21 protein-coding genes and 1 riboswitch are annotated in these 22,531 nt (G+C 71.7%); of the genes, 14 read left to right on the top strand and 7 right to left on the bottom strand.

The genetic code is table 11. The features are described from left to right. The first annotated feature begins 24 nt into the window (after nt 1–24). The 3 genes from BLU79_RS28915 to BLU79_RS28905 all read left to right on the top strand — a co-directional run bounded on the left by BLU79_RS28915 (nt 25) and on the right by BLU79_RS28905 (nt 4,055). Nucleotides 25–1,116: an ABC transporter ATP-binding protein gene (locus BLU79_RS28915; protein ID WP_093908877.1), complete on the top strand. Its 1,092-nt coding sequence runs from the start codon at nt 25–27 to the stop codon at nt 1,114–1,116. A gap of 134 nt (nt 1,117–1,250) precedes the next feature. Continuing rightward, nucleotides 1,251–2,738, top strand: a complete 1,488-nt coding sequence (locus tag BLU79_RS28910) for an HAD-IA family hydrolase (protein ID WP_371131961.1) — start codon at nt 1,251–1,253, stop codon at nt 2,736–2,738. 120 nt (nt 2,739–2,858) lie between these two features. Further along, on the top strand, nt 2,859–4,055 hold the full coding sequence (locus BLU79_RS28905; protein WP_093908875.1) for an MFS transporter: 1,197 nt from the start codon (nt 2,859–2,861) through the stop codon (nt 4,053–4,055). Here BLU79_RS28905 and BLU79_RS28900 read toward each other — a convergent pair. Then, nucleotides 4,024–4,587, bottom strand: a complete 564-nt coding sequence (locus BLU79_RS28900) for a Repetin (protein ID WP_093908874.1) — start codon at nt 4,585–4,587, stop codon at nt 4,024–4,026. The two genes, BLU79_RS28905 and BLU79_RS28900, sit on opposite strands and share 32 nt — an antisense overlap. Before the next feature lie 298 nt (nt 4,588–4,885). On the opposite strand from BLU79_RS28900, the gene BLU79_RS28895 reads away from it, so the two are divergent. Together BLU79_RS28895 and BLU79_RS28890 are read left to right on the top strand one after the other, a co-directional pair. Then, nucleotides 4,886–5,674, top strand: coding sequence for a carbon-nitrogen hydrolase family protein (locus BLU79_RS28895; protein WP_093908873.1), 789 nt, complete (start codon nt 4,886–4,888; stop codon nt 5,672–5,674). Between the two features lie 71 nt (nt 5,675–5,745). Beyond that, entirely contained in the window at nt 5,746–7,464 is a 1,719-nt protein-coding gene (locus BLU79_RS28890; protein ID WP_093908872.1) for a flavin monoamine oxidase family protein, read from the top strand. 15 nt (nt 7,465–7,479) lie between these two features. Here BLU79_RS28890 and BLU79_RS28885 read toward each other — a convergent pair whose 3' ends face one another. Together BLU79_RS28885 and BLU79_RS28880 are read right to left on the bottom strand one after the other, a co-directional pair. After that, nucleotides 7,480–8,409 carry an LLM class F420-dependent oxidoreductase gene (locus BLU79_RS28885; RefSeq protein WP_093908871.1) on the bottom strand — a complete coding sequence of 310 codons (930 nt, stop codon included), beginning with the start codon at nt 8,407–8,409 and terminating at the stop codon, nt 7,480–7,482. Between the two features lie 99 nt (nt 8,410–8,508). Further along, complete coding sequence (locus tag BLU79_RS28880) at nt 8,509–9,195, bottom strand: DUF5995 family protein (protein WP_093908870.1); 687 nt, start codon at nt 9,193–9,195, stop codon at nt 8,509–8,511. A 173-nt stretch (nt 9,196–9,368) separates the two neighbouring features. On the opposite strand from BLU79_RS28880, the gene BLU79_RS28875 reads away from it, so the two are divergent. After that, nucleotides 9,369–10,505, top strand: a complete 1,137-nt coding sequence (locus tag BLU79_RS28875) for a glycoside hydrolase family 6 protein (RefSeq protein ID WP_093908869.1) — start codon at nt 9,369–9,371, stop codon at nt 10,503–10,505. Here the strand turns inward: BLU79_RS28875 and BLU79_RS28870 are convergent. Together BLU79_RS28870 and BLU79_RS28865 are read right to left on the bottom strand one after the other, a co-directional pair. Next, nucleotides 10,487–11,878: a uracil-xanthine permease family protein gene (locus BLU79_RS28870; RefSeq protein WP_093908868.1), complete on the bottom strand. Its 1,392-nt coding sequence runs from the start codon at nt 11,876–11,878 to the stop codon at nt 10,487–10,489. The two genes, BLU79_RS28875 and BLU79_RS28870, sit on opposite strands and share 19 nt — an antisense overlap. Nucleotides 11,879–12,002: 124 nt before the next feature. Continuing rightward, nucleotides 12,003–13,214 carry an MFS transporter gene (locus BLU79_RS28865; protein ID WP_093908867.1) on the bottom strand — a complete coding sequence of 404 codons (1,212 nt, stop codon included), beginning with the start codon at nt 13,212–13,214 and terminating at the stop codon, nt 12,003–12,005. A gap of 121 nt (nt 13,215–13,335) precedes the next feature. On the opposite strand from BLU79_RS28865, the gene BLU79_RS28860 reads away from it, so the two are divergent. Next, a complete protein-coding gene (locus tag BLU79_RS28860) occupies nt 13,336–14,901 on the top strand; it encodes an ROK family transcriptional regulator (protein WP_093908866.1) in 1,566 nt (521 codons plus the stop codon). A 393-nt stretch (nt 14,902–15,294) separates the two neighbouring features. On the opposite strand, the gene BLU79_RS28855 is transcribed toward BLU79_RS28860, so the two are convergent. Then, the gene (locus BLU79_RS28855; protein ID WP_093908865.1) at nt 15,295–16,050 is read right to left on the bottom strand and encodes an SDR family oxidoreductase; all 756 of its coding nucleotides are present in this window, start codon (nt 16,048–16,050) and stop codon (nt 15,295–15,297) included. 94 nt (nt 16,051–16,144) lie between these two features. Further along, nucleotides 16,145–17,032, bottom strand: a complete 888-nt coding sequence (locus tag BLU79_RS28850; RefSeq protein WP_093908864.1) for an RNA polymerase sigma-70 factor — start codon at nt 17,030–17,032, stop codon at nt 16,145–16,147. A 365-nt stretch (nt 17,033–17,397) separates the two neighbouring features. Further along, nucleotides 17,398–17,528: riboswitch (FMN riboswitch) on the top strand. 147 nt (nt 17,529–17,675) lie between these two features. Here BLU79_RS28850 and BLU79_RS28845 point away from each other — a divergent pair. From BLU79_RS28845 to BLU79_RS28815, 7 genes are read left to right on the top strand one after another with little or no spacing between them, the layout of a single operon-like run. Continuing rightward, nucleotides 17,676–18,293, top strand: a complete 618-nt coding sequence (locus BLU79_RS28845; RefSeq protein ID WP_093908863.1) for a riboflavin synthase — start codon at nt 17,676–17,678, stop codon at nt 18,291–18,293. Further along, on the top strand, nt 18,290–18,931 hold the full coding sequence (locus tag BLU79_RS28840; RefSeq protein ID WP_093908862.1) for a nicotinamide mononucleotide transporter family protein: 642 nt from the start codon (nt 18,290–18,292) through the stop codon (nt 18,929–18,931). Before BLU79_RS28845 ends, BLU79_RS28840 begins: the two co-directional genes overlap by 4 nt. Continuing rightward, on the top strand, nt 18,928–20,292 hold the full coding sequence (locus tag BLU79_RS28835; protein ID WP_093908861.1) for a bifunctional 3,4-dihydroxy-2-butanone-4-phosphate synthase/GTP cyclohydrolase II: 1,365 nt from the start codon (nt 18,928–18,930) through the stop codon (nt 20,290–20,292). Before BLU79_RS28840 ends, BLU79_RS28835 begins: the two co-directional genes overlap by 4 nt. Nucleotides 20,293–20,317: 25 nt before the next feature. Next, nucleotides 20,318–20,803, top strand: coding sequence for a 6,7-dimethyl-8-ribityllumazine synthase (gene ribH / locus BLU79_RS28830; protein WP_093908860.1), 486 nt, complete (start codon nt 20,318–20,320; stop codon nt 20,801–20,803). 34 nt (nt 20,804–20,837) lie between these two features. Further along, a complete protein-coding gene (locus BLU79_RS28825; RefSeq protein WP_093908859.1) occupies nt 20,838–21,110 on the top strand; it encodes a phosphoribosyl-ATP diphosphatase in 273 nt (90 codons plus the stop codon). Between the two features lie 48 nt (nt 21,111–21,158). Beyond that, nucleotides 21,159–22,019 (top strand): ATP phosphoribosyltransferase, encoded by an 861-nt coding sequence (gene hisG, locus BLU79_RS28820; RefSeq protein ID WP_093908858.1) that lies wholly within the window; start codon nt 21,159–21,161, stop codon nt 22,017–22,019. A gap of 19 nt (nt 22,020–22,038) precedes the next feature. Then, on the top strand, nt 22,039–22,497 hold the full coding sequence (locus BLU79_RS28815) for a PH domain-containing protein (RefSeq protein ID WP_093908857.1): 459 nt from the start codon (nt 22,039–22,041) through the stop codon (nt 22,495–22,497). Nucleotides 22,498–22,531 lie beyond the last annotated feature (34 nt).

Genomic DNA, 22,531 nt, shown 5'->3' with positions numbered 1-22,531 from the left:
CCGATCCCAGAGGTGACCCGGAAGATGACACTCACAGCACCCCAGCCGAAGGCCGCCACGGCCGATACGGCCGCCACGGTCGAGTTCCGGGGCCTGCGCCGCTCCTTCGGTGGCACGGTCGCCCTCGACGGCCTCGACCTCGCCGTACGGCCCGGCGAACTCCTCGCCCTCCTCGGCCCCTCCGGCTGCGGCAAGACCACGGCCCTGCGCATGCTCGCCGGGTTCGAGCATCCCGACTCGGGCGCCGTCCTGGTCGACGGCGAGGACGTCACCCGGGTCCCGGCGCACCGTCGCGACGCCGGCATGGTCTTCCAGTCGTACAGCCTGTTCCCGCACCTCAGCGCGCTCGACAACGTCGCCTTCGGGCTGCGCATGCGCAAGGTCGGCACGTCCGAGCGCCGTGCCCGGGCCGCCGAACTGCTGGAGCTCGTCGGGCTCGGGGACAAGAGCGGGCGTTACCCGCACCAGCTCTCGGGCGGCCAGCAACAGCGTGTGGCACTGGCCCGTGCCCTCGCCCTGCGCCCCCGGGTCCTGCTGCTCGACGAGCCGTTGTCCGCGCTGGACGCCAAGGTGCGGCTCACCCTCCGCGAGGAGATCCGCCGCATCCAGCAGGAGCTCGGCATCACCACCCTGTTCGTGACCCACGACCAGGAGGAGGCCCTGTCCCTGGCGGACCGCGTGGCGGTGATGCGCGGCGGACGCCTGGAGCAGTGCTCCACCCCCCGGGAGCTGTACGCCGACCCGGCGACGGAGTTCGTGGCGGAGTTCGTCGGCACGGTGAGCCGACTGCCCGGCCGCACGACCGGTACGGACACGGTGCGGGTGCTCGGCCGCACGCTGCCCGTGAAGTCCGGCTCCCCTGCCGGGGGAGTCGAGGTGGATGTCCTCGCCCGCCCGGAGGCCGTACGAGTCGCCGTGGATCCGGAGGGGAACGGGCAGGTGGTCGCGGCCACCTTCCTGGGGGCGACCACCCGCCTCACGGTGCGAGTGCCGCACGACGGCCCCGAGATCAAGGCCGACATACCCACGGCCGACGCCGTGGACTTCGCCCCCGGCGTCCGCGTGGCCGTCACGCTGCCCGACCGGCCGGTGATGGTGGTGGACCGGGCCGGGTGATTACTTGAACATGCCGCAGTAGAGGTTCCCCGACGGGGTCTCCCAACGGAATTTCGGCGGTAATTGCAATCCACCTCGCTTCAGCATCGTTCCGTCCAATCCACCCTGAAGAGAATTGAAAGAGTCGGCGAAACGTGGCATCCCGAGACCGTGAAAATCCATCAGGGAATTCCCTGAGCGCCGTCCTGTTCGATATGGACGGCACGCTCGTCGACACCGAGCGACTGTGGTGGGAGGCGGTGGAGCAGGTCGCCGGACGGGCGCTGACCGAGGCGGACGAGGCGGAGGTGCTCGGGCGGCCCGTCGAGTACACCGCCGACTGGTTGGCCGCGGCCACGGGCGCGCCGGCCGCCGATCTCGCCGACGCGCTCCACCGCGAGTTCGCCGACCGCGTCCGCGCCGGCATCGTCCCCCGCCCCGGCGCGCTCGACCTGCTCGACGCGCTGGCCCGCGAGGGCGTCCCCACGGCCCTGGTCACGGCGTCACCCCGAGCCGTCGCCGACACGGTCCTCGAAGCCCTCGGCGCGAGCCGCTTCGCGGTCTCCGTCACCGCCGACGACACCGACCGGACCAAGCCCGCCCCCGACCCCTACCTCGCCGCCTGCCGCGCCCTCGGCGTCGACCCGAGGGCCTGCGTCGCCGTGGAGGACACCCGGACCGGCGTCAGCTCCGCCGAGGCGGCCGGCTGCACGGTGCTCGCGGTGCCCTCGCTCGCCCCGATCGAGCCGGCCCCCGGACGCACCGTCCTCCCCAGTCTGGAGGGCGTCACCACGCAGCGGCTGCGCACCCTGCCGACCGCCGCGCTGCCCTCGCCCGAGCTGCGCGTCATGAGCTGGAACCTCTGGTACGGCGGCACCAAGGTCCACGACCACCGGGCCAAGCAGCTCAAGGTCATCGCCGAGACCGGCGTCGACGTGGTCGGCCTCCAGGAGACGTACGGCACCGCAGCCCAGGAACTCGCCGACGCGCTCGGCTGGTACCACCACCGGGCCGGCGAGAACCTCGGAGTCATCAGCCGCCACCCGATCACGGGCCGCTTCGGCGACCCGGACGTCGGGTTCTACGGTGCGGCCGGCGTGCGCATCCAGGCGGGCGAGCGGGAGGTCGACCTCTGGACGGCCCACCTCGACTACACGCCCTATGGCCCCTACGAGTCGGCCTTCGACGGGCTCCCGGCCGCCGAGCTCATCGCCCACGAGAAGGTGCGGCTCGCACAGATGCGGGACGCCCTGCGCCGGATCGAGGAGACGGCCGCTCCGGGTGTGCCCGTCGTCCTCGTCGGCGACTTCAACAGCCCCTCCCACTTGGACCGGCCCGACGTGGAGTGGCCGGTGACGAAGGCCGCCGAGGAGGCGGGCCTGCGAGACTCCTACCGCGAGGCCCACCCGGACCCGGCCGCCCACCCCGGCCACACCTGGTCGCCGGTCCACGCCCTGCACGAGGACGGCGGCGGTCGCCCGGAGCCGCAGGACCGGATCGACTTCGTCCTGCACCGGGGCCTGCGCGTGCTCGACTCCAGGACGTACGTCAGCGGCCGGCCGCGCCCCTGGCCGGACGTCGAGGACAACGACTGGCCGTCCGACCACGCGGCCGTGATCACCACATTTTCCCTGCGCGAATGAGCGCGAGCCGCCTACCATCGGTGTCATGACCTGGCGACATTGATCCACCAGCCGTGCCTCCCGAGGGCCGCCTCGGACGCCGTACCGACGACGTCCGAACCGCCCTTCCGGGAAGGCCTCATGACACTCACACCCGCACGCGTGCCCGCCACCGGCGTCCGACGCCTGACGGCCACGCTGTACGGCTACTCGTTCCTCGACGACTTCGTCCTGCTCTACCCGGTGTACGCGCTGCTGTTCGCCGACACCGGCATGTCGCTCTGGCAGATCTCCTCGCTGTTCGCCCTGTGGTCGATCACGGCCGTCGTGCTGGAGGTTCCCTCCGGCGCGCTGGCCGACGCCGTCTCCCGACGGCTGCTGCTGTGGATCGGCCCGCTGTTCAACGCCGTCGGCTTCGCCCTGTGGGTGATCGTCCCGTCGTACTGGGCCTTCGCGCTCGGGTTCGTCCTGTGGGGCGTCGGCGGAGCACTGTGTTCCGGCTCGCTGGAGGCGCTGGCCTACGACGAGCTGGACCGGCTCGGCGCCGCCGGCCGGTACGCGCGCGTGATGGGACGGGTGCGGGCGGCGCGGCTGGCGGCCACCATGGCGTCGATCGGCCTCGCCGGACCCGTGTTCGCGCTGGGCGGCTACCGGGCCGTGGGCATCGCCAGCGTCCTGGCCTGTCTGCTGGCCGCCGCGGTGGCGATCCGGCTGCCGGAGCACCGGACGCGACCGGAACATGGTGGTGACGGCTGGTGGGTGACCCTGCGCACCGGCCTCGCCGAAGCCCGCCAGAACCATTCCGTGCGCGGCGCCCTCCTGCTGATCCCCGCCGTCGCCGCGGTGTGGGGCGCGCTCGACGAGTACACGCCCCTGCTGGCCCGGGACACCGGCGTGGCGGAGACGACAGTGCCGTACCTGATCCTGCTCGTCTGGACGCTCGTCACGGCGGCCAGCCTGCTGGCCGGACCGGCGGAACGCCTCGGCACCACAGGGATGGCCTGGCTGCTCGCGGGCTCCGCGCTCGCCCTGGCCGTCGGCGCCGCGGCCCGGACCCCGGCCGGCATCGCCCTCGTGGGCCTCGCCTTCGGCGGTTTCCAGCTGGCGGAGGTCCTCGCCGACGTCCGGCTCCAGCACCGGATCGACGAGTCCCGCCGGGCCACGCTGACCTCCGTGGCGAGCCTGGGGACGGAGCTCGCCACGGTCGCCACGTTCGGCGTGTACGCGCTGCTCGGCACCGGCGCGGCGCACAGCACGGTCTTCGCGGTGCTCGCCGTGCCCTACCTGGTGACAGCGCTGGCCCTGGCTAGAACTCGGGCCGCCACGGCACGACGGTGAAGTCGCCCGTCCCCTTCTTGACCTTCTCGAAGGGGGCGGAGCCGACACACTTGGGCAGCTCCTTCGTCTCGACGGGGTTGCCCGTCGAGGCCCAGCTGTAGCCGAGCCGGTCGCGGTGGCCGACGTCGTGGACGGTGATGCCGACCCGCTTGCCCTCGGCACCGGGCAGGTCGGAGGAGGTGATGACCCCGGAGACGACGGCCACCTTCCCGCCGGTCAGCAGGCAGTCGACCCTGGCCTTCGCCTTCGCGCCCTCGCCGTTCAGATAGTGGCTGAACTCGAAGGTGCCGGTGGCCTTCGTCGGATCGGCGTTGTCCTTCGCCGCCAGGTGCGCGTCGAAGGAGAAGGTGATGTCGTCCCCGGCCGAGCGGTACAGCTTGGCGGTGCCGGTGAGCGCGGCGGCCTCCCGCTGGCGCGGTGCGTCCGAGTCCGACGCCGTGGCGGCCGAGGCCGCCCCCGCCGTGAGCAGCAGTGCGGAGCCGAGCACGACGATCTTCGTACGGCGGTTCAGGGCGATCCTTCGGCGGTTCATCGTGGTCCTTTCGGCAGGTCAAGCGGACGGTCCCCACTCTCCCGACGCCGCGCCGGCACCACATCGCGCCGGAGACGGGCCCCCGTCTCCGCCGCCCGGCGGGGACGCCGTAGCGCCCTGCGCCCCGGGAACGAGCGGACGTACGCCTGTGGTCGCGCAACGAATCGCCGCCCACCCCCTGAGGCACGCAACAAACCGCTCACCGGCGCGCAACGGCTCCTTCTTGTCCGCCCTGGTCGGCCGCCCGTACCGTCTACGTGGCCCCCACAACCACCCCTCCGCCCCGGTGAGGACACGCATGCGCACCGCCCTGCTCCAGAGCTCCGGCCGCCCCGGCTCGACCGTCGAGAACCTCAAGGTCCTCGACGAGGCCGCGGGCCGTGCCGCCGCCGCGGGCGCCGGTCTGCTGGTCGCGCCGGAGATGTTCCTCACCGGGTACGCCATCGGCGACGACATCGCCCGCCTCGCGGAGCCCGCCGACGGCGACTGCGCGGACGCGATCGCCGAGACGGCGACGAGGCACGGGCTGGCGATCGCCTACGGCTACCCCGAGCGCGCGGGCGAGACCGTCTTCAACTCCGCCCAGCTGATCTCCGCCGACGGCACCCGGCTCGCGAACTACCGCAAGACCCATCTCTTCGGCTGCTTCGAGCGCGACCACTTCACGCCGGGCGACCAGCCGCTCGTCCAGGCCGAGCTCGACGGCCTCCGCGTCGGCATCCTGATCTGCTACGACGTCGAGTTCCCGGAGAACGTCCGTGCCCACGCCCTCGCCGGCACCGACCTGCTGCTCGTCCCGACGGCCCAGATGCACCCGTTCCAGTTCGTCGCCGAGTCGATGATCCCGGTGCGGGCCTTCGAGAACCAGATGTACGTCGCGTACGTCAACCGGGTCGACCGGGAAGGGGAGTTCGAGTTCGTCGGCCTTTCCACCCTCGCCGGGCCCGACGGAGTCGCCCGCACCCGCGCCGGACGAGGCGAGGAGCTGGTGTTCGCCGACGCCGACCCCGCCTTCCTCGCCGCGTCCCGCGAGGCGAACCCGTATCTGCGGGATCGCCGGCCCGGCCTCTACGGGTCCCTGGTCTGAACCCCCCACTCTCTGGCCTGAACCCCCCTGAGCTTCCCCCGAGTTCACTTCGTGCAAGGAGTCCGTACCGCATGACGTCCATGGTGCCCAACGCCGTCGAGCACACCGACGAGCAGCAGCAGCCGCCGATCACCATGTTCGGCCCGGACTTCCCCTACGCCTACGACGACTTCCTCGCCCACCCGGCGGGGCTCGGCCAGATACCGGCGACCGAGCACGGCACCGAGGTCGCGGTCATCGGCGGTGGTCTGTCCGGCATCGTCGCCGCGTACGAGCTGATGAAGATGGGCCTGAAGCCGGTCGTGTACGAGGCCGACCAGATCGGCGGCCGGCTGCGCACCGTCGGCTTCGACGGCCCCAGCACCGAGGGCCTGACCGCGGAGATGGGCGCGATGCGCTTCCCGCCGTCCTCCACGGCCCTGCAGCACTACATCGACCTGGTGGACCTCAAGACCGAGGCCTTCCCCAACCCCCTTGCCGAGGCGACCCCTTCGACGGTCGTCGACCTCAAGGGCGAGAGCCACTACGCCGAGACGATCGACGATCTCCCGCAGGTCTACCGGGATGTCGCCGACGCCTGGAACAAGTGCCTCGAAGAGGGTGCCGACTTCTCCGACATGAACCGGGCGATGCGCGAGCGGGACGTGCCGCGCATCCGGGAGATCTGGGCGAAGCTCGTCGAGAAGCTCGACAACCAGACCTTCTACGGCTTCCTCTGCGACTCCGAGGCCTTCAAGTCCTTCCGGCACCGCGAGATCTTCGGCCAGGTCGGCTTCGGCACCGGCGGCTGGGACACCGACTTCCCGAACTCCATCCTGGAGATCCTGCGCGTCGTCTACACCGAGGCCGACGACCACCACCGCGGCATCGTCGGCGGCTCCCAGCAGCTGCCGGTGCGCATGTGGGAGCGAGAGCCGGAGAAGATCGTCCACTGGTCCTACGGCACCTCGCTCGCGAAGCTCCACGAGAACGGCGAGCCCCGCCCGGCCGTGACCCGGCTGCACCGCGCCGCCGGCAACCGGATCACCGTGACCGACGCCAACGGTGACATCCGTACGTACCAGGCCGCCGTCTTCACCGCCCAGTCCTGGATGCTGCTGTCGAAGATCGCCTGCGACGACTCGCTCTTCCCGATCGACCACTGGACGGCGATCGAGCGCACCCACTACATGGAGTCCAGCAAGCTCTTCGTGCCCGTCGACCGGCCCTTCTGGCTGGACAAGGCCGTCGACGACAGGGGAAATCCGACCGGCCGGGACGTCATGTCGATGACGCTGACCGACCGGATGACGCGCGGCACCTATCTGTTGGACGACGGGCCGGACAAGCCCGCCGTCATCTGCCTCTCCTACACCTGGTGCGACGACAGCCTGAAGTGGCTGCCGCTGTCCGCGAACGAGCGGATGGAGGTCATGCTGAAGTCGCTCGGCGAGATCTATCCCAAGGTCGACATCAGGAAGCACATCATCGGCAACCCGGTGACCGTCTCCTGGGAGAACGAGCCCTACTTCATGGGCGCGTTCAAGGCCAACCTGCCCGGCCACTACCGCTACCAGCGGCGCCTGTTCACGCACTTCATGCAGGACCGGCTGCCCGAGGACAAGCGGGGCATCTTCCTCGCCGGTGACGACATCTCCTGGACGGCCGGCTGGGCCGAGGGCGCGATCCAGACCGCGCTGAACGCGGTCTGGGGCGTGATGCACCACTTCGGCGGCACGACCGACCCCTCCAACCCGGGGCCGGGCGACCGCTACGACGAGATCGCGCCGGTGGAGCTGCCGGAGGACTGAGTCCTCAGGGGCCCGTCACAGCCCGGCGGCCCGCACCGCCCCGAACAGCTCGGCGGCGACGTCCTTCAGCTCCTCGGCGTCGCGCGCCAGACCCTGGAGCTCGAAGAAGAACTCGTCGAGCCCCTCGGCGGCGTGGGCCGCCAGGTCCTCGGCGATCTGCTCGGCGCTGCCCTGGAACGCGGCGCGGTCGGCGCCGTCGTACGCCTTCGCGCTGTACTGCGCATTGATCCGGACCACCGCCTGGATCGGCTCGGTTCGGCCGCGCTCGGCCGCGAGGTCGCGCAACTGCCCCCACTGTGCGGCGAGTTGCTCGGCGCCCATGGCGATCGGCATCCAGCCGTCGAGGCGGTCGACCAGCCGGGTCATCGCCTTCTTGCTGTTGGTGGGCACCAGGATCGGGATCGGCCGCGCGGGCTTCGGGGAGACCACGGCCGACGCGATCTTGGTGTGCCGGCCCTCGTACCGCACCGGGTCCGGGCCCCACACGGCCCGGCACACGTCGATGACCTCGTCGAGCACCTTGCCCCGCTCCTCGAAGGGAGCCAGGCCCGCGGCCGCGTACTCGTCGAGCGACCAGCCGGTGCCGAAGCCCGCCACGACCCGGCCGCCGCTCGCCGCGTCCAGGGTGGCGAGGGCCTTGGCCAGCTGGAACGGGTTGTGGAGCGGGGCCACCAGGACGCTGGTGCCGAGCCGGGCCCGCTCGGTGGCCGACACCGCCAGGGCCAGCGTCACCAGGGGGTCCGGGACGCCCCGGTACATATCGGGCCACTCCAGCCCTTCGATGCCGTACAAGCCCTGGGTGTGCGGTTCCGGGAACAGGGCCCGTTCATAGACCCAGAGGCTCTCGTAGCCGATCTGCTCGGCGGTGCGCGCGACGTCCGGCACGTCACGGCCGATGTCGTACTGCTGTGCTTGGGGGAGGCTGAGCCCCAGCCTGATGGCCATCCGTACGCTCCTTTGCGTCGGTTTGTCTCAGACGGTTCAATCATCAACTTAACTCGGATGTCCGCCTGAGGCAGGTGTATGGCGCCGGTGTGGCCGAGATCAGTCCGCCAGTGGCGTAAGCAGCATGCGTCCCGCGAACCCCACCGCCGCGTCCAGCCGCTCCGTGAACTCCTCGGCGACGTCCGGGAGCCGGCGCAGCGCCCACAGCGCCCGGGCCGCCACCCAGGTGGCGTCGCGAGCGCGCTCCAGGCTCCAGGAGCCGAGCAGATGGGTGAGCGGGTCGGTGATCTGGAGCAGATCGGGACCCGGCATCAGATCTTCGCGGATGCGCTCCTCCAGCGAGACGAGGAGATCACCCACCCGATCGAACTCGTCCTCCAAGTCGGCGGGTTCGCAGCCGAGGCTACGACAGGCGTCCACCACGGCGAGCGCCAGATCGTGGCCGATGTGCGCATTGATGCCCGCGAGCGCGAACTGCAACGGTCGTACGCCCGGATGGCGGCGCATCTGGAACAGGGGCCGCCAGCAGGCCGGTGGGCGCCGCTCGTCCTCGGCCCGGTCCACCGCCGCGAGATACCGCTCCGCGAACCGCACGTCCAGCGTGATCGCCGCCCGCGCGTCCGCGAACCGGCCGCCGTCGATGTGCCGGTCCACCGTCTCCGTGACGGTGAGGTAGACGCGGTTGAAGACCGCGACTCCGTCGTGTTCGGGCAGGCCCGCGTCGAGGGCGCGCATACGGGAGATGACCGCGTCCACGGGTGTGGTGAATTGTTCGCATTGCGCCATGGGGGCAATGTCCCAGCTTTAGGCTGACGGGAGTGTCGGCGGGCCCGGCGCTTCCCCAGAACGGGGGAACGCGCTCGCTGTGCGGGAGGGGGAGCAGGACCGTGTCAGGCTTACGCGCCCAGCGACTGGCCGCACGCAGGTCCGAGCGCAGGAGGGCGGCCCGGCGCCATGCCATGGTCGTGGCGGCCTCGGTCGTGGTCGCCATCGGCACCGTGACCGGCATGATGTCCGCGCTCGACGACAGAGGGCGCTCCGACGAGGCCGGGCCGCCCGAGGTGACGCGCTCGCCGAGCCTGGAGACCCTGCCGGTCGTGCCCGCGCCCTCCCCGTCCGTGACGAAGTCACCGTCACCCACGTCCGCTGCTCCGACGCCGAAGCGGACGGCCGGTCCCACACCCTCGCCGACCAGGACCGAGACCGAGAGGAGGCAGCAGCCGACCGTGGTGTCCGCCCGCCTCTACCGCCACCCCGAGTCCCAGGTACTGGAGTGGGTCCGCGATAACTCCGGCGATCCGCGCCACGCCCTCATACAGACCCGGATCGCCGCCCAGCCGGCCGCGGTGTGGTTCGCCGACTTCACGCCGGACACCATCACCGCCCGGGTCCGCGCGGTCACCTCGGGCGGGTCGGCGTCGGGCCGGGTGCCGGTGGTCGTGCCGTACGCGATCCCGGACCGCGACTGCGGCGGGCACTCCCAGGGCGGGGCGCCCGACCTCGACGCCTACGACGCCTGGATCGACCGGTTCGCCGCCGGGCTGGGCTCCGGCGACGTCATCGTGATCCTGGAGCCCGACTCCGTCGCCCAGTCCGAGTGCCTCTCCGCCGGGGAGCGCGCCGACCGCTTCGCCTCGCTGGCCCGGGCGGGCCGCGCCTTCAAGGCGGCGAACCCGAAGGCCCGCGTGTACTACGACGCCGGGCACTCCGGTTGGAACGCGCCCGGCAAGCAGGCGCAGTGGCTGAAGCAGGCCGGCGCCGCCTCGACGGCGTCCTCCGACGGCGTCTTCAGCAACGTCTCCAACTTCCACGACACCACCGACGAGATCGCCTACGACCGTCAGGTCCTCGACGCCCTCGGCGGCCCCGCGAGCCTCGGCGCCGTGATCGACACCAGCCGCAACGGCGCCGGGGCGCCGACCGACGGGGAGTGGTGTGACCCGGCCGGCCGCAAGCTGGGCCGGGCGCCGACGCTCGCCACGGGTGAGGCGCGGATCGACGCCTACCTGTGGGTGAAGCTGCCGGGGGAGTCGGACGGCTGCAAGGGGAAGCCGGGGACCTTCACGGCGTCGTACGCCTACGACTTGGCGCGCTGATCCTCGCTGTCGTAGGAGGACGTGCCTTCGTCGAGCAGCGGCGCTTGCGTCTTGAGATGGGCCGGGGCGAACGCCCGCAGCGCGTGGTAGCCGGTGATCACGACGAGCGTGCCCAGCGCGATGCCGCTCAGCTCGAAGGTGTCGGTGAACTCCATGGTGACGTTGCCGACGCCGATGATGATGCCCGCCGCGGCCGGCACCAGGTTGAGCGGATTGCGCAGGTCCACCTCGGCGTTGATCCAGATCTGCGCGCCGAGCAGGCCGATCATGCCGTACAGGATGACGGTGATACCGCCGAGGACACCGCCCGGGATGGCGGCCACGACCGCGCCGAACTTGGGGCAGACACCGAAGAGCAGCGCGAAACCGGCGGCGGCCCAGTAGGCGGCGGTCGAGTAGACACGGGTCGCGGCCATCACGCCGATGTTCTCGGAGTACGTGGTGTTGGGCGGGCCGCCCACCGCGGTGGACAGCATCGAGGCGGCGCCGTCCGCGGAGATCGCGGTGCCCAGCTTGTCGTCCAGGTCGTCGCCGGTCATCTCGCCGACCGCCTTGACGTGCCCGGCGTTCTCGGCGACCAGGGCGATGACGACGGGCAGCGCGACCAGGATCGCCGACCACTGGAAGGACGGGCCGTGCAGGTCGGGCAGCCCGATCCAGTCGGCCTTCGAGACACCCGAGAGGTCGAGCCGCCAGTGGTCGGTGAGCTTGCCGCTCGCGTCGACCGAGTGGATCTTCCCGAAGACGCGGTCGAAGGCCCAGGAGATGCCGTAGCCGAAGATCAGGCCCAGGAAGATCGCGATACGGGACCAGAATCCGCGCAGACAGACCACCGCCAGCCCGGTGAACAGCATCACCAGCAGCGCCGTCCACTGGTCCTGCGGCCAGTACGTCGAGGCCGTCACCGGGGCGAGGTTGAAGCCGATCAGCATCACGACGGCACCCGTGACGATCGGCGGCATCGCGATGTGGATGATCCGTGCCCCGAAGCGCCGCACGGCGAGACCGACCAGGAACAGCACGGCCCCGACGACGAGGACCGCGCCGGTCACGGTCGCGCTCGAACCGCCGTCGGCCCGGATGACCGCGGCGACGCCGACGAAGGAGAGGGAGCAGCCGAGGTAGCTGGGCACCCTGCCGCGGGTGGCGAGCAGGAAGATGACCGTCGCGACGCCCGACATCATGATCGCGAGGTTGGGGTCGAGTCCCATCAGGACCGGCGCCACGAAGGACGCGCCGAACATGGCCACCACATGCTGGGCGCCGAGTCCGACGGTGCGGGGCCAGGAGAGCCGTTCGTCGGGGCGGACGACCGCGCCGGGCGCCGGAGTGCGTCCGTCACCGTGCAGTTTCCAGCGGACGCCGAGATCCATGGTGCGGTTTCGCTTTCGTCGTGCGGGTGCGTGTCCGGACCATTGTCAGGGACGCCGCAGTCCGCTCCGACCAGGCCCGATCAGGGATGTTGAGCCCCCGCTGCCGACGCCGCGCGGCGAGCGCTCAGGGGCGCGGGTCGGGAACCGCCGCGTCCGGGCGGCTGACCTTCGGGCGGTCGCGGTCGCCGGCCCGCAGGACGCGCGCGAACACGACGAGCCCCGAGGACAGCACGGTGACCAGGCAGAAGGACACCACCAGGCTGGTGGCCTGGGCGATCCCGCCGATCGCGCTCGGGGCGACGAGCCCCGAGGTGTACGTGATCGTCGCGACGCCCGCGATGGCCAGCGAGGGGTTGGGGCCGCTGCGACCGGCCGCCGCGAAGCACAGCGGCACGACCACCGCGATGCCCAGACCCAGCAGCGCGAACCCGGCCATCGCCAGGGCCGGCCGGTCCGACACCACGATGAGCAGGCCGCCGATCGTGGCCAGGACGCCGCTGAACCGGACCGTGCGCACGGCGCCGTAGCGGTCCACCACCCTGTCTCCCGCGATCCGGGCGATCGCCATGGTGAGCGTGAACCCGGTCGTGCACGCCGCCGCGAGCCCGGCCGAGGTGTCCAGCTGGTCCCGCAGATAGACCGCCGACCAGTCCAGGCTCGCGCCCTCCGCGAAGACCGCGCAGAACCCGACCGCGCCGATGAGCAGCGCCGACTTGGGCGGCAGCGCGAACCGGGGCGGCGGCTCCTCGTCCTCGGCGGGCTGGAGGTCGAGGACCCAGCGGCAGGCCAGTACGCCGAGCAGGGTGAGGGTCGCCGCCGCGAGCGCGTGGTGCAGCCGGGCGTCCGAGCCGAGGTGGGCCGCGAGCGTGCCGGCCGCCGAGCCGACCAGGGCGCCGGCGCTCCACATGCCGTGCAGCCCGGACATGATCGACCGGTCCAGCCGGTTCTCGACCTCGACGCCGAGCGCGTTCATCGCCACGTCCGCCATGCCGGCCGAGGCGCCGTAGACGAACAGCGCCAGGCAGAGGGCCGGCATGTTGGGGGCGAGGGCGGGCAGGACCAGCGCGAGCGTCCACAGGGCGATCAGTCCGCGCAGGGCGTTCCGGGCACCGAAGCGGTGGCTGATGCTGCCCGCGAGCGGCATCGCCACGGACGCGCCGAGCGCAGGGAAGGCGAGCGCGAGCCCCAACTGGCCCGCGCTGACCCCGGCGTGGTCCTGGATCCACGGCACGCGCGTCGCGAACGAGCCGGTGACGGCACCGTGCACGGCGAAGACGGCCGCCACGGCGTACCGGGCGCGCCTCACCTCACGCAGGTCGTAGACCACCTCACTCATTGTCAGGCCCCTCCTGGTCCTCGCCCGGTGCGTATGCCGCGCGTAAACTATCAGGAACCCTGCCTGATAGATAGAGACCCTTTACGGCCACCCGGCCCCGCCGATCTGGAAGGATCCCGGCATGCCCGCATCCCCGAGCACCGCCCGGGTCATCAACGACCGGCTCGCCCTCCGCCTCCTCCAGCAGGAAGGCCCCTTGACGGCAGGGCAGTTGAAGCAACTGACCGGCCTGTCCCGGCCGACCGTCGCCGACCTCGTCGAGCGCCTCACCGACGCCGGTCTGATCGAGGTGGTCGGCGAGGCGGGGGAGCAGCGGCGCGGGCCGAACGCCAAGCTGTACGGCATCGTCGCCGGCCGCGCCCAATTGGCGGCGCTGGACGTCCGTACCGAGGGCGTCTCGGTGGTGGTGTCCGACCTGGTCGGGGCCGTGCTCGCAGAGGAGTCGGTGCCGATCGGCGGCGACACGGGGACCGGGCCCGCGGTGGAGCAGGCGGTGGCCCTGGTGGAGCGGGTCGTGAAGGAGGCGGGGGCCGACCGGCTCCATACGGTGGGCATCGGCGCCCCGGGCCTCATCGACCCGGCGAGCGGAGAGCTGCGCGACTCCACGGGCCTGCCCGCCTGGCACCGCCGCCTGGTGGCAGCCCTGCAGGAACGGCTCCCCGAGGCCCGCGTCAACGTCGAGAACGAGACCAACCTCGCCGCCCTGGCGGAACAGCGCGACGGGGCGGCCCGCGACCGCGACACCTTCGTGCTCCTGTGGCTGGGCCACGGCACAGGCGCGGCCGTGGTCCTCGACGGCGCCCTGCGCCGCGGGGCCTCCGGCGGGACCGGCGAGATCGGGTTCCTGCCGGTACCGGGGACTTCGGGGCTGCCCTCGGCGGTGGACTGCGAGGGGGGATTCCATTCGCTGGCGGGGTCGGCGGCGATCGTGGAGCTGGCGCAGGAGTACGGGCTGGGTGTCGAGGGCGGCGCTGCGCACGAGCCGCCGGCCGCGGGGGTGGTCAGGGGCGCGGTGGCGTGGGTTGCGGCGGGCAGCGGGGAGAGCCTGGGGGACGGGGACGGGCGTGGAGGCGGGGGCGGGGACGGGGCCCGGAGGGCGGGGCGCAGCGGGGCGGACGCCTCCGGCGGTTTGGGCGGCCAGGCTGAGGTGGCCGACGCCAGGGTGCGCAGCCGAGTGGGACGGACCGATCAGGGACCTGCCGCGTCCGGTGCGTCGTCCGGGCTGTCGGGTGCGGGGGCTTCGGTGGAGTCGTCCGGGCTCTCGGGTGCGGCGGCATCCGCGGAATCGCCCCGCCTCTCCGGCACGGCTGCTTCCGCGGAATCCTCCCGCGCCTACACCACCGCGGTTCCCGTCAGCCCACACCACGACGCGGCTTCTGCCGCCCTGCCGCACAACGCCCCGGCATCCGCCGCCCGCTTCCTGGACGCCCTCGCCGACCGCCTTGCCATCGGCGTCGCCTCCGTCGTCGCCGTCCTCGACCCCGGCTGTGTGGTCCTCGCCGGGGAGGTCGGACAGGCCGGCGGGGAGGAACTCGCCGGGCGGGTGGAGGAGCGGATCCGGCGGATGTCGCCCCTGTCGACGAGCGTGCGGCCCAGCAGCCTGGGCGGCGCCGCCGTCCTGCGCGGAGCGCTGCTCACCGCACGGGACGCCGCACAGGACGAGCTGTTCACGCCGCCGGACCGGTGACTTGCCCGGCGTAAGGCCGCCGCGGGCCTTCCGGGGTGGATCGTAGGGGCGCTGCGGAGCTTCCGAGCCGGACCGTAGGGGCGCCGTGGGCCCTCGGCAAGACCGGCCGGTTCCCGCGGCCCCGGGGTCAGGCCGCTGCCGGTCCCCGGGTCAGCCAGCGCAGCCGCCGTGGGCCCCCGGGTCAGGCCGGATGGTCCCTGCGGCTCTGGGTCAGGTCGTACAGCTGCCGCTGGCCCTTTGGGTCAGGCCGCATGGCCGCGGCAGGCCCCGGGGCAGCGCGCGCACAGCTGCCGTGGGCCCGGGGCGGCCCGCGCAGCCGCCGTGGGCCCCCGGGTCAGACCGGACGGTCCCCGCGTCCAGGGTCAGCCCGCCCAGCCGCCCCCGAACCCCGGATCAGACCCCCTCCCCATCCCCGAACCGCCGCCCCAGACACTCCTCGAACGTCCCCTTGCCCACCGCGTGCCCCGGTGTCAGATGGCCCCCCGAGCGGAAGCCCCCGTACGCCTTCCCCCACAGCGGCACGCTCACCACGAGCCGCCTGCGGCCCGTCGCCCTCAGATAGGCGCGGGCCAGCGAATCGAGGGTCCGTACCTCGGGGCCGCCCATGTCCTCGACCCGTCCGGCCGGAGCCGCCAGGGCCAACTCGGCGAGCCGGTTCGCGACCTCGGCCGCCTCGACGGGCTGGTCCTTCACCCGGGCCGGCAGCAGCATGACGGGCGGCTTGGACACGATGCCGAACATCCTGAGCAGCAGGTCGTGGAACTGCGTCGCTCGCAGCACCGTCCAGCCCAGTCCCGATTCCTCGATCAGCCCCTCCACGGCGAGCTTGGTCCGGTAGTAGCCGTACGGCACTTGCTCGATGCCGACGATCGAGATGTACACGAGGTGTCGTACGCCGGCCTGCCGCGCCGCCGCGATCAGATGTGCGGCCGCCTTCTCGTCACCACCGCCGGGCGAGGTCGCGCAGTGCACGATCGTGTCCACGCCCGCCACGGCCGTGTCCAGGCCCGGGCCGCCCTTGACCAGGTCGACGGCGTACGGCTGGGCGTGCCGGCTGAGCACCCGCACCTCGTGCCCGTCCGCCCGCAGCCGTTCGCTGACGAGTCGGCCCAGCGTTCCCGTGCCGCCGGTCACCAGGATCGTGGTCATGGCGTTTCAGTCCCTTCGGACGCCGGGCGCCCCCGAATGGAGCGCCCCTCGTCAGCTGGGACCGAGTACCCGGTGCGGAATGTGACAGACGGCCCTACACCCCGGCCAGCTGACGGCCCGCGAACGTCAGCTTGTCCGGGTTCACCACGGCCCGGGCGTGCACGACGAGGCCGTCGCGCAGTTCGAACGCGACCACGCCGAGGAGCGTGCCGCCCGCCCACACGGCCACCCCCGGCCCGCCGTTGATCTCGGCCGTCGCGAAGTCCAGGCCCTGCGCGAACCGCTGGAACAGGCCCAGCAGAAAGCGGGACACCTTCTCCCGGCCCTCGACCGGCCGCAGGGCCGCCGAGACCTTGCCGCCCCCGTCGCTCGACCAGGTCACGTCGGCCGCCAGCAGCTTCTCCAGCCGGGCCAGATCACCCTCCCGGGCAGCCGCGACGAAGGACGCGACGAGCTCCTCCTGCCGCTCGGGCGTCGGCTCGAACCGCGCCCCCGGCTCCCCGACCCGCCGCACCGCCCGCCGGTACAGCTGCCGGCAGTTGGCCTCGGTCAGCTCCAGCACCGCGGCGATCTCCCGGTGGCCGTACGCGAACGCCTCCCGCAGCACATAGACGGCCCGCTCGGTGGGCGTGAGCCGCTCCAGCAGCACCAGCATCGCCATCGACACCGCGTCCCGCCGCTCGGCGGACTCCAGCGGCCCGAGGGTGCCGTCGGAGGTGACCACGGGCTCCGGCAGCCAGGGCCCGACATACCGCTCGCGGCGGACCCTGGCCGAGGTCAGCCGGTTCAGACAGAGGTTGGTGACGACCTTGGCGAGCCAGGCCGCGGGGTGCTCGATCGCGCCGCGGTCGGCGCCGCTGAAGCGCAGATACGCGTCCTGGACGGTGTCCTCCGCCTCCTCGGCGGAGCCCAGCATGCGATAGGCCAGGCCGAACAGCCGGGAGCGATACGTCTCGAACTCATCGGCGGTCGCTGTCGTCACGCTCCTCACCCTGCCAGAGCCGCCGGCGGCGGGAGTTGGGAGGCCCGGCGGCGGGCAAGGGCCGTCGTCACCGCCGCCGGGCCGTCTGAGCAGGGTCCGCGCATGACCCGCTGGCAGAGGTCCGATCTTGAAGAGGTCCGATAGGGCGAGGGGGTTCCCGCAGATTCCCGCAGGTCCCCGCACCCTAGAGAGGACTAGACCATAGCGTCAATAGGTATGGACCAATCTCAAGAGCGGCTCCACGCAAGGGAGTTGGGATGCCGCGATTCGCCGGGGAAGTCCAGTGAGAGAGCCTGTGAGCCACCCCACACCGTTCGCTCGTATGGACGCCGATCAGGCGTGGCACACTGGCCCTGTACCAGAAGCAGCGCACTCCGGGGTCGGTGAAAGTCCGAACCGGCGGTTACAGTCCGCGACCCGGTCGCCTCCAGCGACCGGTTGACCAGGTGAAATTCCTGGACCGACGGTTAAAGTCCGGATGGGAGGCAGTGCGCGGCGGGCGGGCATTCGTGCGCGCCGCCGTATCGGTTCGTCCATGTGGCGAGCTCTGTTCGGCGTCGCCCCCGGTGTCCCTGCTCGTACATTCTGTCGTCATCGACAGGCCCCGGAGTCCGTGCCCCAATGTGGCAGGAGGACCCGGGAAGTGTTCACCGGAATCGTCGAAGAGCTGGGCGAGATCACCGCCGTCGAGACCCTCGACGACGCCTGTCGCTTCCGAGTGCGCGGCCCCGTCGTCACCGACGGCGCGAAGCACGGCGACTCCATCGCGGTCAACGGCGTCTGCCTCACGGTCGTGGACCACGAGGGCGACGAGTTCACCGCCGACGTCATGGCCGAGACCCTGAACCGCTCCAGCCTGGGCGTCCTCACCGCGGGCTCCCGCGTCAACCTCGAACGCCCCACCGCCGTCGGCGCGCGCCTCGGCGGGCACATCGTGCAGGGACACGTCGACGGCACCGCCGAGGTGCTGGAGCGCAAGCCCTCCGACAACTGGGAGATCGTGAAGATCTCGCTCCCCGCGGACCTCTCCCGGTACGTCGTGGAGAAGGGCTCCATCACCGTCGACGGCATCAGCCTCACCGTCGTCGACGCCGGGCCCGACTACTTCACCGTCAGCCTCATCCCCACCACCCTCGACCTGACCACGCTCGGCCTGAAGCAGCCCGGCGACCCGGTCAACCTCGAGGTCGACGTCATCGCCAAGTACGTCGAGCGGATGCTGGGCGACCGCCTCTCCTCGGAAGGGACGGCGGCCAAGTGAACTCGCTGAACTCCGAGGCGTTCGTCTTGTTCGGCCAGCACATCCTCTGGTCCGACATGGTCGGCAACCTCTTCGGCCTCGCCGCCCTCGCCCTCGGCTGGCGGCGCTCCATCTGGACCTGGCCCGTGCAGTTCCTGGCCGGCCTGATCCTCTTCGGCGCCTTCTTCGGCCATCTCACCGGCAGCGCGGGCAAGCAGGCGGTCGTCATGGTCGTCGCGCTGTACGGCTGGTGGCAGTGGCAGCGTGGCAAGGGACAGGGCGAGGACGGCCACATCGCCGTACGCTTCGCCACCTGGCGCGAGCGCGGGGCGATGATCGCCGCGGCAGCCGCCGGCACCGTCGCGGTGGCGCTGCTCTTCAAGGCGTACCCGACCCTGTCCTGGGACCCCTGGCCGGACGCCTACATCTTTGTCGGCACCATCGTCGCCATGTACGCCCAGGCGCGCGGCATGGTCGAGTTCTGGTTCGCCTGGCTGCTCGTCGACCTGGTCGGCGTCCCCCTCAACTTCGCCAACGGCTACGCCTTCTCAGGCTTCGTCTACGTCATCTACGGCGCACTCGTCCTGTGGGGCATGCGCGACTGGTGGCTGCGCTCCCGCAGGGACACGCGGCCCGTCCTGGAAGGAGCGCCGGCATGACCACGGCACCGATCCTGTACCGCACCGAAGGTCCGGAGGACCTCACGCTCGACTCCGTCGAGCAGGCCATCGCCGACATCGCCGCGGGCCGCCCGATCGTGGTGGTCGACGACGAGAACCGGGAGAACGAGGGCGACCTCGTCGTCGCCGCCGAGAAGATCACCCCCGAGATCGTCGCCTTCATGATGAGCGAGTGCCGCGGCCTGATCTGCGCCCCCATGGAGCCCGAGGAGCTGGACCGGCTGGGGCTCCCGCAGATGGTCGACGACAACACCGAGTCGATGAAGACCGCGTTCACGGTGTCCGTGGACGCCTCCGCCGCGCACGGGGTGACCACGGGCATCTCCGCCTCCGACCGCGCCACCACGCTCCAGCTCCTCGCGAGCGGTGAGGCCCAGCCGTCGGACCTCGTCCGCCCCGGCCACATCTTCCCGCTGCGCGCCCGCCCCGGCGGCGTCCTCGTCCGCAACGGCCACACCGAGGCCGCCGTCGACCTGGCCCGGCTCGCGGGCCTGCGCCCGGCCGGCGCCATCGTCGAGATCGCCGGCGCGGACGGCGAGATGCTGCGGCTGCCCCAGCTGATCCCGTTCGCCCGCAAGCACGGCCTGACGATCATCTCCATCGAGGACCTGATCGCCCACCTCCGCGGCGCCGAACTGCGCGAGCAGGCCGCGCCCGAGCCGGCCGAGCAGGAGCCGTTCCTGTCCGAGCCCACGGCCGAACCCACCGTCCGCCGCGAGGCCGAGGTCCACCTGCCCACCGCCCACGGCGCCTTCACGGCGTACGGCTACCGCTCCACCGTCGACGGCGTCGAGCATGTCGCCCTCGTCCACGGCGAGATCGGCGACGGCGAGGACGTGCTCGTCCGCGTCCACTCCGAGTGCCTCACCGGCGACGTCTTCCACTCCCAGCGCTGCGACTGCGGCCCCCAGCTGGAGGCGGCCCTGGAGCGCATCCGGGCCGAGGGCCGGGGAGTCGTCGTCTACCTGCGCGGACACGAGGGGCGGGGCATCGGCCTGATGTCCAAGCTGCGCGCGTACGAGCTCCAGGAGCGCGGTCGCGACACCCTCGACGCCAACCTCGAACTCGGCCTGCCCGCCGACGCCCGCGACTACGGCGCCGGCGCGCAGATCCTGGCGGACCTGGGCGTGCACGGCGTGCGCCTGCTGACCAACAACCCCGACAAGTCCGACGCGCTCCTCGCTCACGGCCTCAAGGTCACCGAGCGCGAGCCGATGCCCGTACAGGCGGGCGAGCACAACCTCCGGTACCTGCGCACCAAGCGCGACCGGATGGGCCACGACCTGCCCTGGCTGGACGCGGCGCCCGAGGCCGCCCTGTCCACCTGCAGCAACCAGTAAGAGCACACCGAGGAGACTTGAGAACGTGAGCGGCAAGGGCGCACCGGAACTGTCCGTACGCAATGTGGGTGACCTGCGGGTCGCGGTCATCGCGGCGCAGTGGCACGAGAAGGTGATGGACGGTTTGGTTGACGGCGCGCTGCGCGCCCTGCACGACCTGGGGATCGACGAGCCGACCCTGCTCCGGGTCCCCGGCAGCTGGGAACTCCCGGTGGTCGCCAAGGTCCTCGCGGGGCGCGGCTACGACGCGATCGTGGCCCTCGGCGTCGTCATCCGCGGAGGCACCCCCCATTTCGAGTTCGTCTGCCAGGGCGTGACCCAGGGCCTCACCCAGGTGTCGGTCGAGACCGGCGTGCCGATCGGTTTCGGCGTGCTGACCTGCGACACCGAGGAGCAGGCCCTGGACCGGGCCGGCATCGAGGGCTCCAACGAGGACAAGGGGCACGAGGCGGTGACGGCGGCGGTGGCGACCGCGGCCACCCTCCGCTCAGTATCCGAACCCTGGCGCTGACGAATCGAGTAATTGGCATAGGCTGAGCGTCACCATGTCCAAGAAGACGTTCGAGGAGCTCTTCACCGAGCTCCAGCACAAGGCCGCCCACGGCGATCCCGCCACTTCCCGCACCGCAGAACTGGTCGAGAACGGCGTCCATGCCATCGGCAAGAAGGTCGTCGAGGAAGCCGCCGAAGTCTGGATGGCCGCCGAGTACGAGGGCAAGGAAGCGGCTGCCGAGGAGATCTCGCAGCTGCTCTACCACGTCCAGGTGATGATGGTCGCCCGCGGGATCTCCCTCGACGACGTCTACGCCCACCTCTGAGCACCAGCAACCAACCCACCACCAGAGCGAACGAAGGAAGCCGACCTCATGCTGCGCATCGCCGTCCCCAACAAGGGTTCCCTGTCCGGCCCTGCGGCGGAGATGCTGCATGAGGCCGGCTACCAGCAGCGCCGCGAGTCCAAGGAACTGCGGATCGTCGACCCGGAGAACGAGGTCGAGTTCTTCTACCTCCGCCCCCGCGACATCGCGATCTACGTCTCCTCCGGCCAGCTCGACATCGGCATCACCGGCCGCGACCTGCTGATCGACTCCGGCGCCAACGCCGAGGAGATCCTGCCGCTGGGCTTCGCCCGCTCCACCTTCCGCTTCGCCACCAAGCCGGGCATCGTCGGCGACGACCTGGCGGACCTGAACGGCAAGACGGTCGCCACCTCCTACGAGGGCATCGTCGCCAAGCACCTCGCCGACCACGGCATCGACGCCTCCGTCGTCCACCTCGACGGCGCCGTCGAGACCGCCATCCAGCTGGGTGTCGCCCAGGTCATCGCGGACGTCGTCGAGACGGGCACCTCGCTGCGCAACGCCGGCCTGGAGGTCGTCGGCGACCCGATCATGAAGTCCGAGGCCGTCGTCATCCGCCGCACCGGCGCGGACGCCGAGGAAGCCGCCGAGTCGAAGGTTCAGCAGTTCCTGCGCCGTCTCCAGGGCGTCCTGGTCGCCCGGACCTACGTGATGATGGACTACGACTGCCGCGTCGAGCAGCTGGAGAAGGCCGTCGCCCTCACCCCGGGTCTCGAGTCGCCGACCGTCTCGCCGCTGCACAACGAGGGCTGGGTCGCCGTCCGGGCGATGGTTCCGGCCAAGGAAGCCCAGCGGATCATGGACGACCTGTACGACATCGGCGCGCGGGCCATCCTGACCACGGCCATCCACGCCTGCCGCCTCTGAGCCGAGGGGCCGTAGACCGATGTCCTCCGAACTGCCCACCCTGCCCGTCACGTTCCGGCCGGGCCGCACCCGGGCCGTCCTGCTCACCGCAGGCGTCGCGATCTTCGTCGTCATCACGGCGGTCGCGCTGCTGCTGGAGAAGCTCGGCCCCGGGGAGCGCCTCAGCTTCATCTTCACCGCGGCGCTGATGTTCGGCGTGCTGGCCATGCTGGCCAGGGTCAAGGTCGTCGCCGACGAGTCGGGCGTCACCGTCGTGAACATCGCCACCAAGCGCCGTCTGGAGTGGGCCGAGATCGTTCAGGTGAACCTCCGCCCGGGTGATCCCTGGGTGTTCCTCAACCTCAGCGACGGCACCAGCCTGCCCGCCCTCGGCATCCAGCCGGGCATCGCCAAGCAGCACGCCATCGCCGACGCACGCGCCCTGCGGGCCCTGGCCGAAGCCCGGGCCGTCAAGGAGCCGGGGGACCAACCGGACTGACTCAGGGGCGTTCACCCTGCCGTAAATCCCCATG

This window comes from Streptomyces sp. cf386 (genome assembly GCF_900103585.1).
GTDB lineage: Bacteria > Actinomycetota > Actinomycetes > Streptomycetales > Streptomycetaceae > Streptomyces.
Note: the sequence above shows the minus strand (reverse complement) of the source record. Positions and strands in the feature narration are given on the sequence as shown.

Excerpts from the sequence above, each read along its gene's own strand:
- BLU79_RS28905 (WP_093908875.1), top strand. The coding sequence starts at position 2,859 with ATGACACTCACACCCGCACGCGTGCCCGCCACCGGCGTCCGACGCCTG.
- BLU79_RS28880 (WP_093908870.1), bottom strand. The coding sequence starts at position 9,195 with ATGGCGCAATGCGAACAATTCACCACACCCGTGGACGCGGTCATCTCC.
- BLU79_RS28855 (WP_093908865.1), bottom strand. The coding sequence starts at position 16,050 with ATGACCACGATCCTGGTGACCGGCGGCACGGGAACGCTGGGCCGACTC.
- BLU79_RS28865 (WP_093908867.1), bottom strand. The coding sequence starts at position 13,214 with ATGAGTGAGGTGGTCTACGACCTGCGTGAGGTGAGGCGCGCCCGGTAC.
- BLU79_RS28870 (WP_093908868.1), bottom strand. The coding sequence starts at position 11,878 with ATGGATCTCGGCGTCCGCTGGAAACTGCACGGTGACGGACGCACTCCG.
- hisG (WP_093908858.1), top strand. The coding sequence starts at position 21,159 with ATGCTGCGCATCGCCGTCCCCAACAAGGGTTCCCTGTCCGGCCCTGCG.
- BLU79_RS28885 (WP_093908871.1), bottom strand. The coding sequence starts at position 8,409 with ATGGCCATCAGGCTGGGGCTCAGCCTCCCCCAAGCACAGCAGTACGAC.
- BLU79_RS28860 (WP_093908866.1), top strand. The coding sequence starts at position 13,336 with ATGCCCGCATCCCCGAGCACCGCCCGGGTCATCAACGACCGGCTCGCC.
- BLU79_RS28835 (WP_093908861.1), top strand. The coding sequence starts at position 18,928 with ATGACCACGGCACCGATCCTGTACCGCACCGAAGGTCCGGAGGACCTC.
- BLU79_RS28890 (WP_093908872.1), top strand. The coding sequence starts at position 5,746 with ATGACGTCCATGGTGCCCAACGCCGTCGAGCACACCGACGAGCAGCAG.
- BLU79_RS28875 (WP_093908869.1), top strand. The coding sequence starts at position 9,369 with ATGGTCGTGGCGGCCTCGGTCGTGGTCGCCATCGGCACCGTGACCGGC.
- BLU79_RS28825 (WP_093908859.1), top strand. The coding sequence starts at position 20,838 with ATGTCCAAGAAGACGTTCGAGGAGCTCTTCACCGAGCTCCAGCACAAG.
- BLU79_RS28895 (WP_093908873.1), top strand. The coding sequence starts at position 4,886 with ATGCGCACCGCCCTGCTCCAGAGCTCCGGCCGCCCCGGCTCGACCGTC.
- BLU79_RS28915 (WP_093908877.1), top strand. The coding sequence starts at position 25 with ATGACACTCACAGCACCCCAGCCGAAGGCCGCCACGGCCGATACGGCC.
- BLU79_RS28900 (WP_093908874.1), bottom strand. The coding sequence starts at position 4,587 with ATGAACCGCCGAAGGATCGCCCTGAACCGCCGTACGAAGATCGTCGTG.
- BLU79_RS28815 (WP_093908857.1), top strand. The coding sequence starts at position 22,039 with ATGTCCTCCGAACTGCCCACCCTGCCCGTCACGTTCCGGCCGGGCCGC.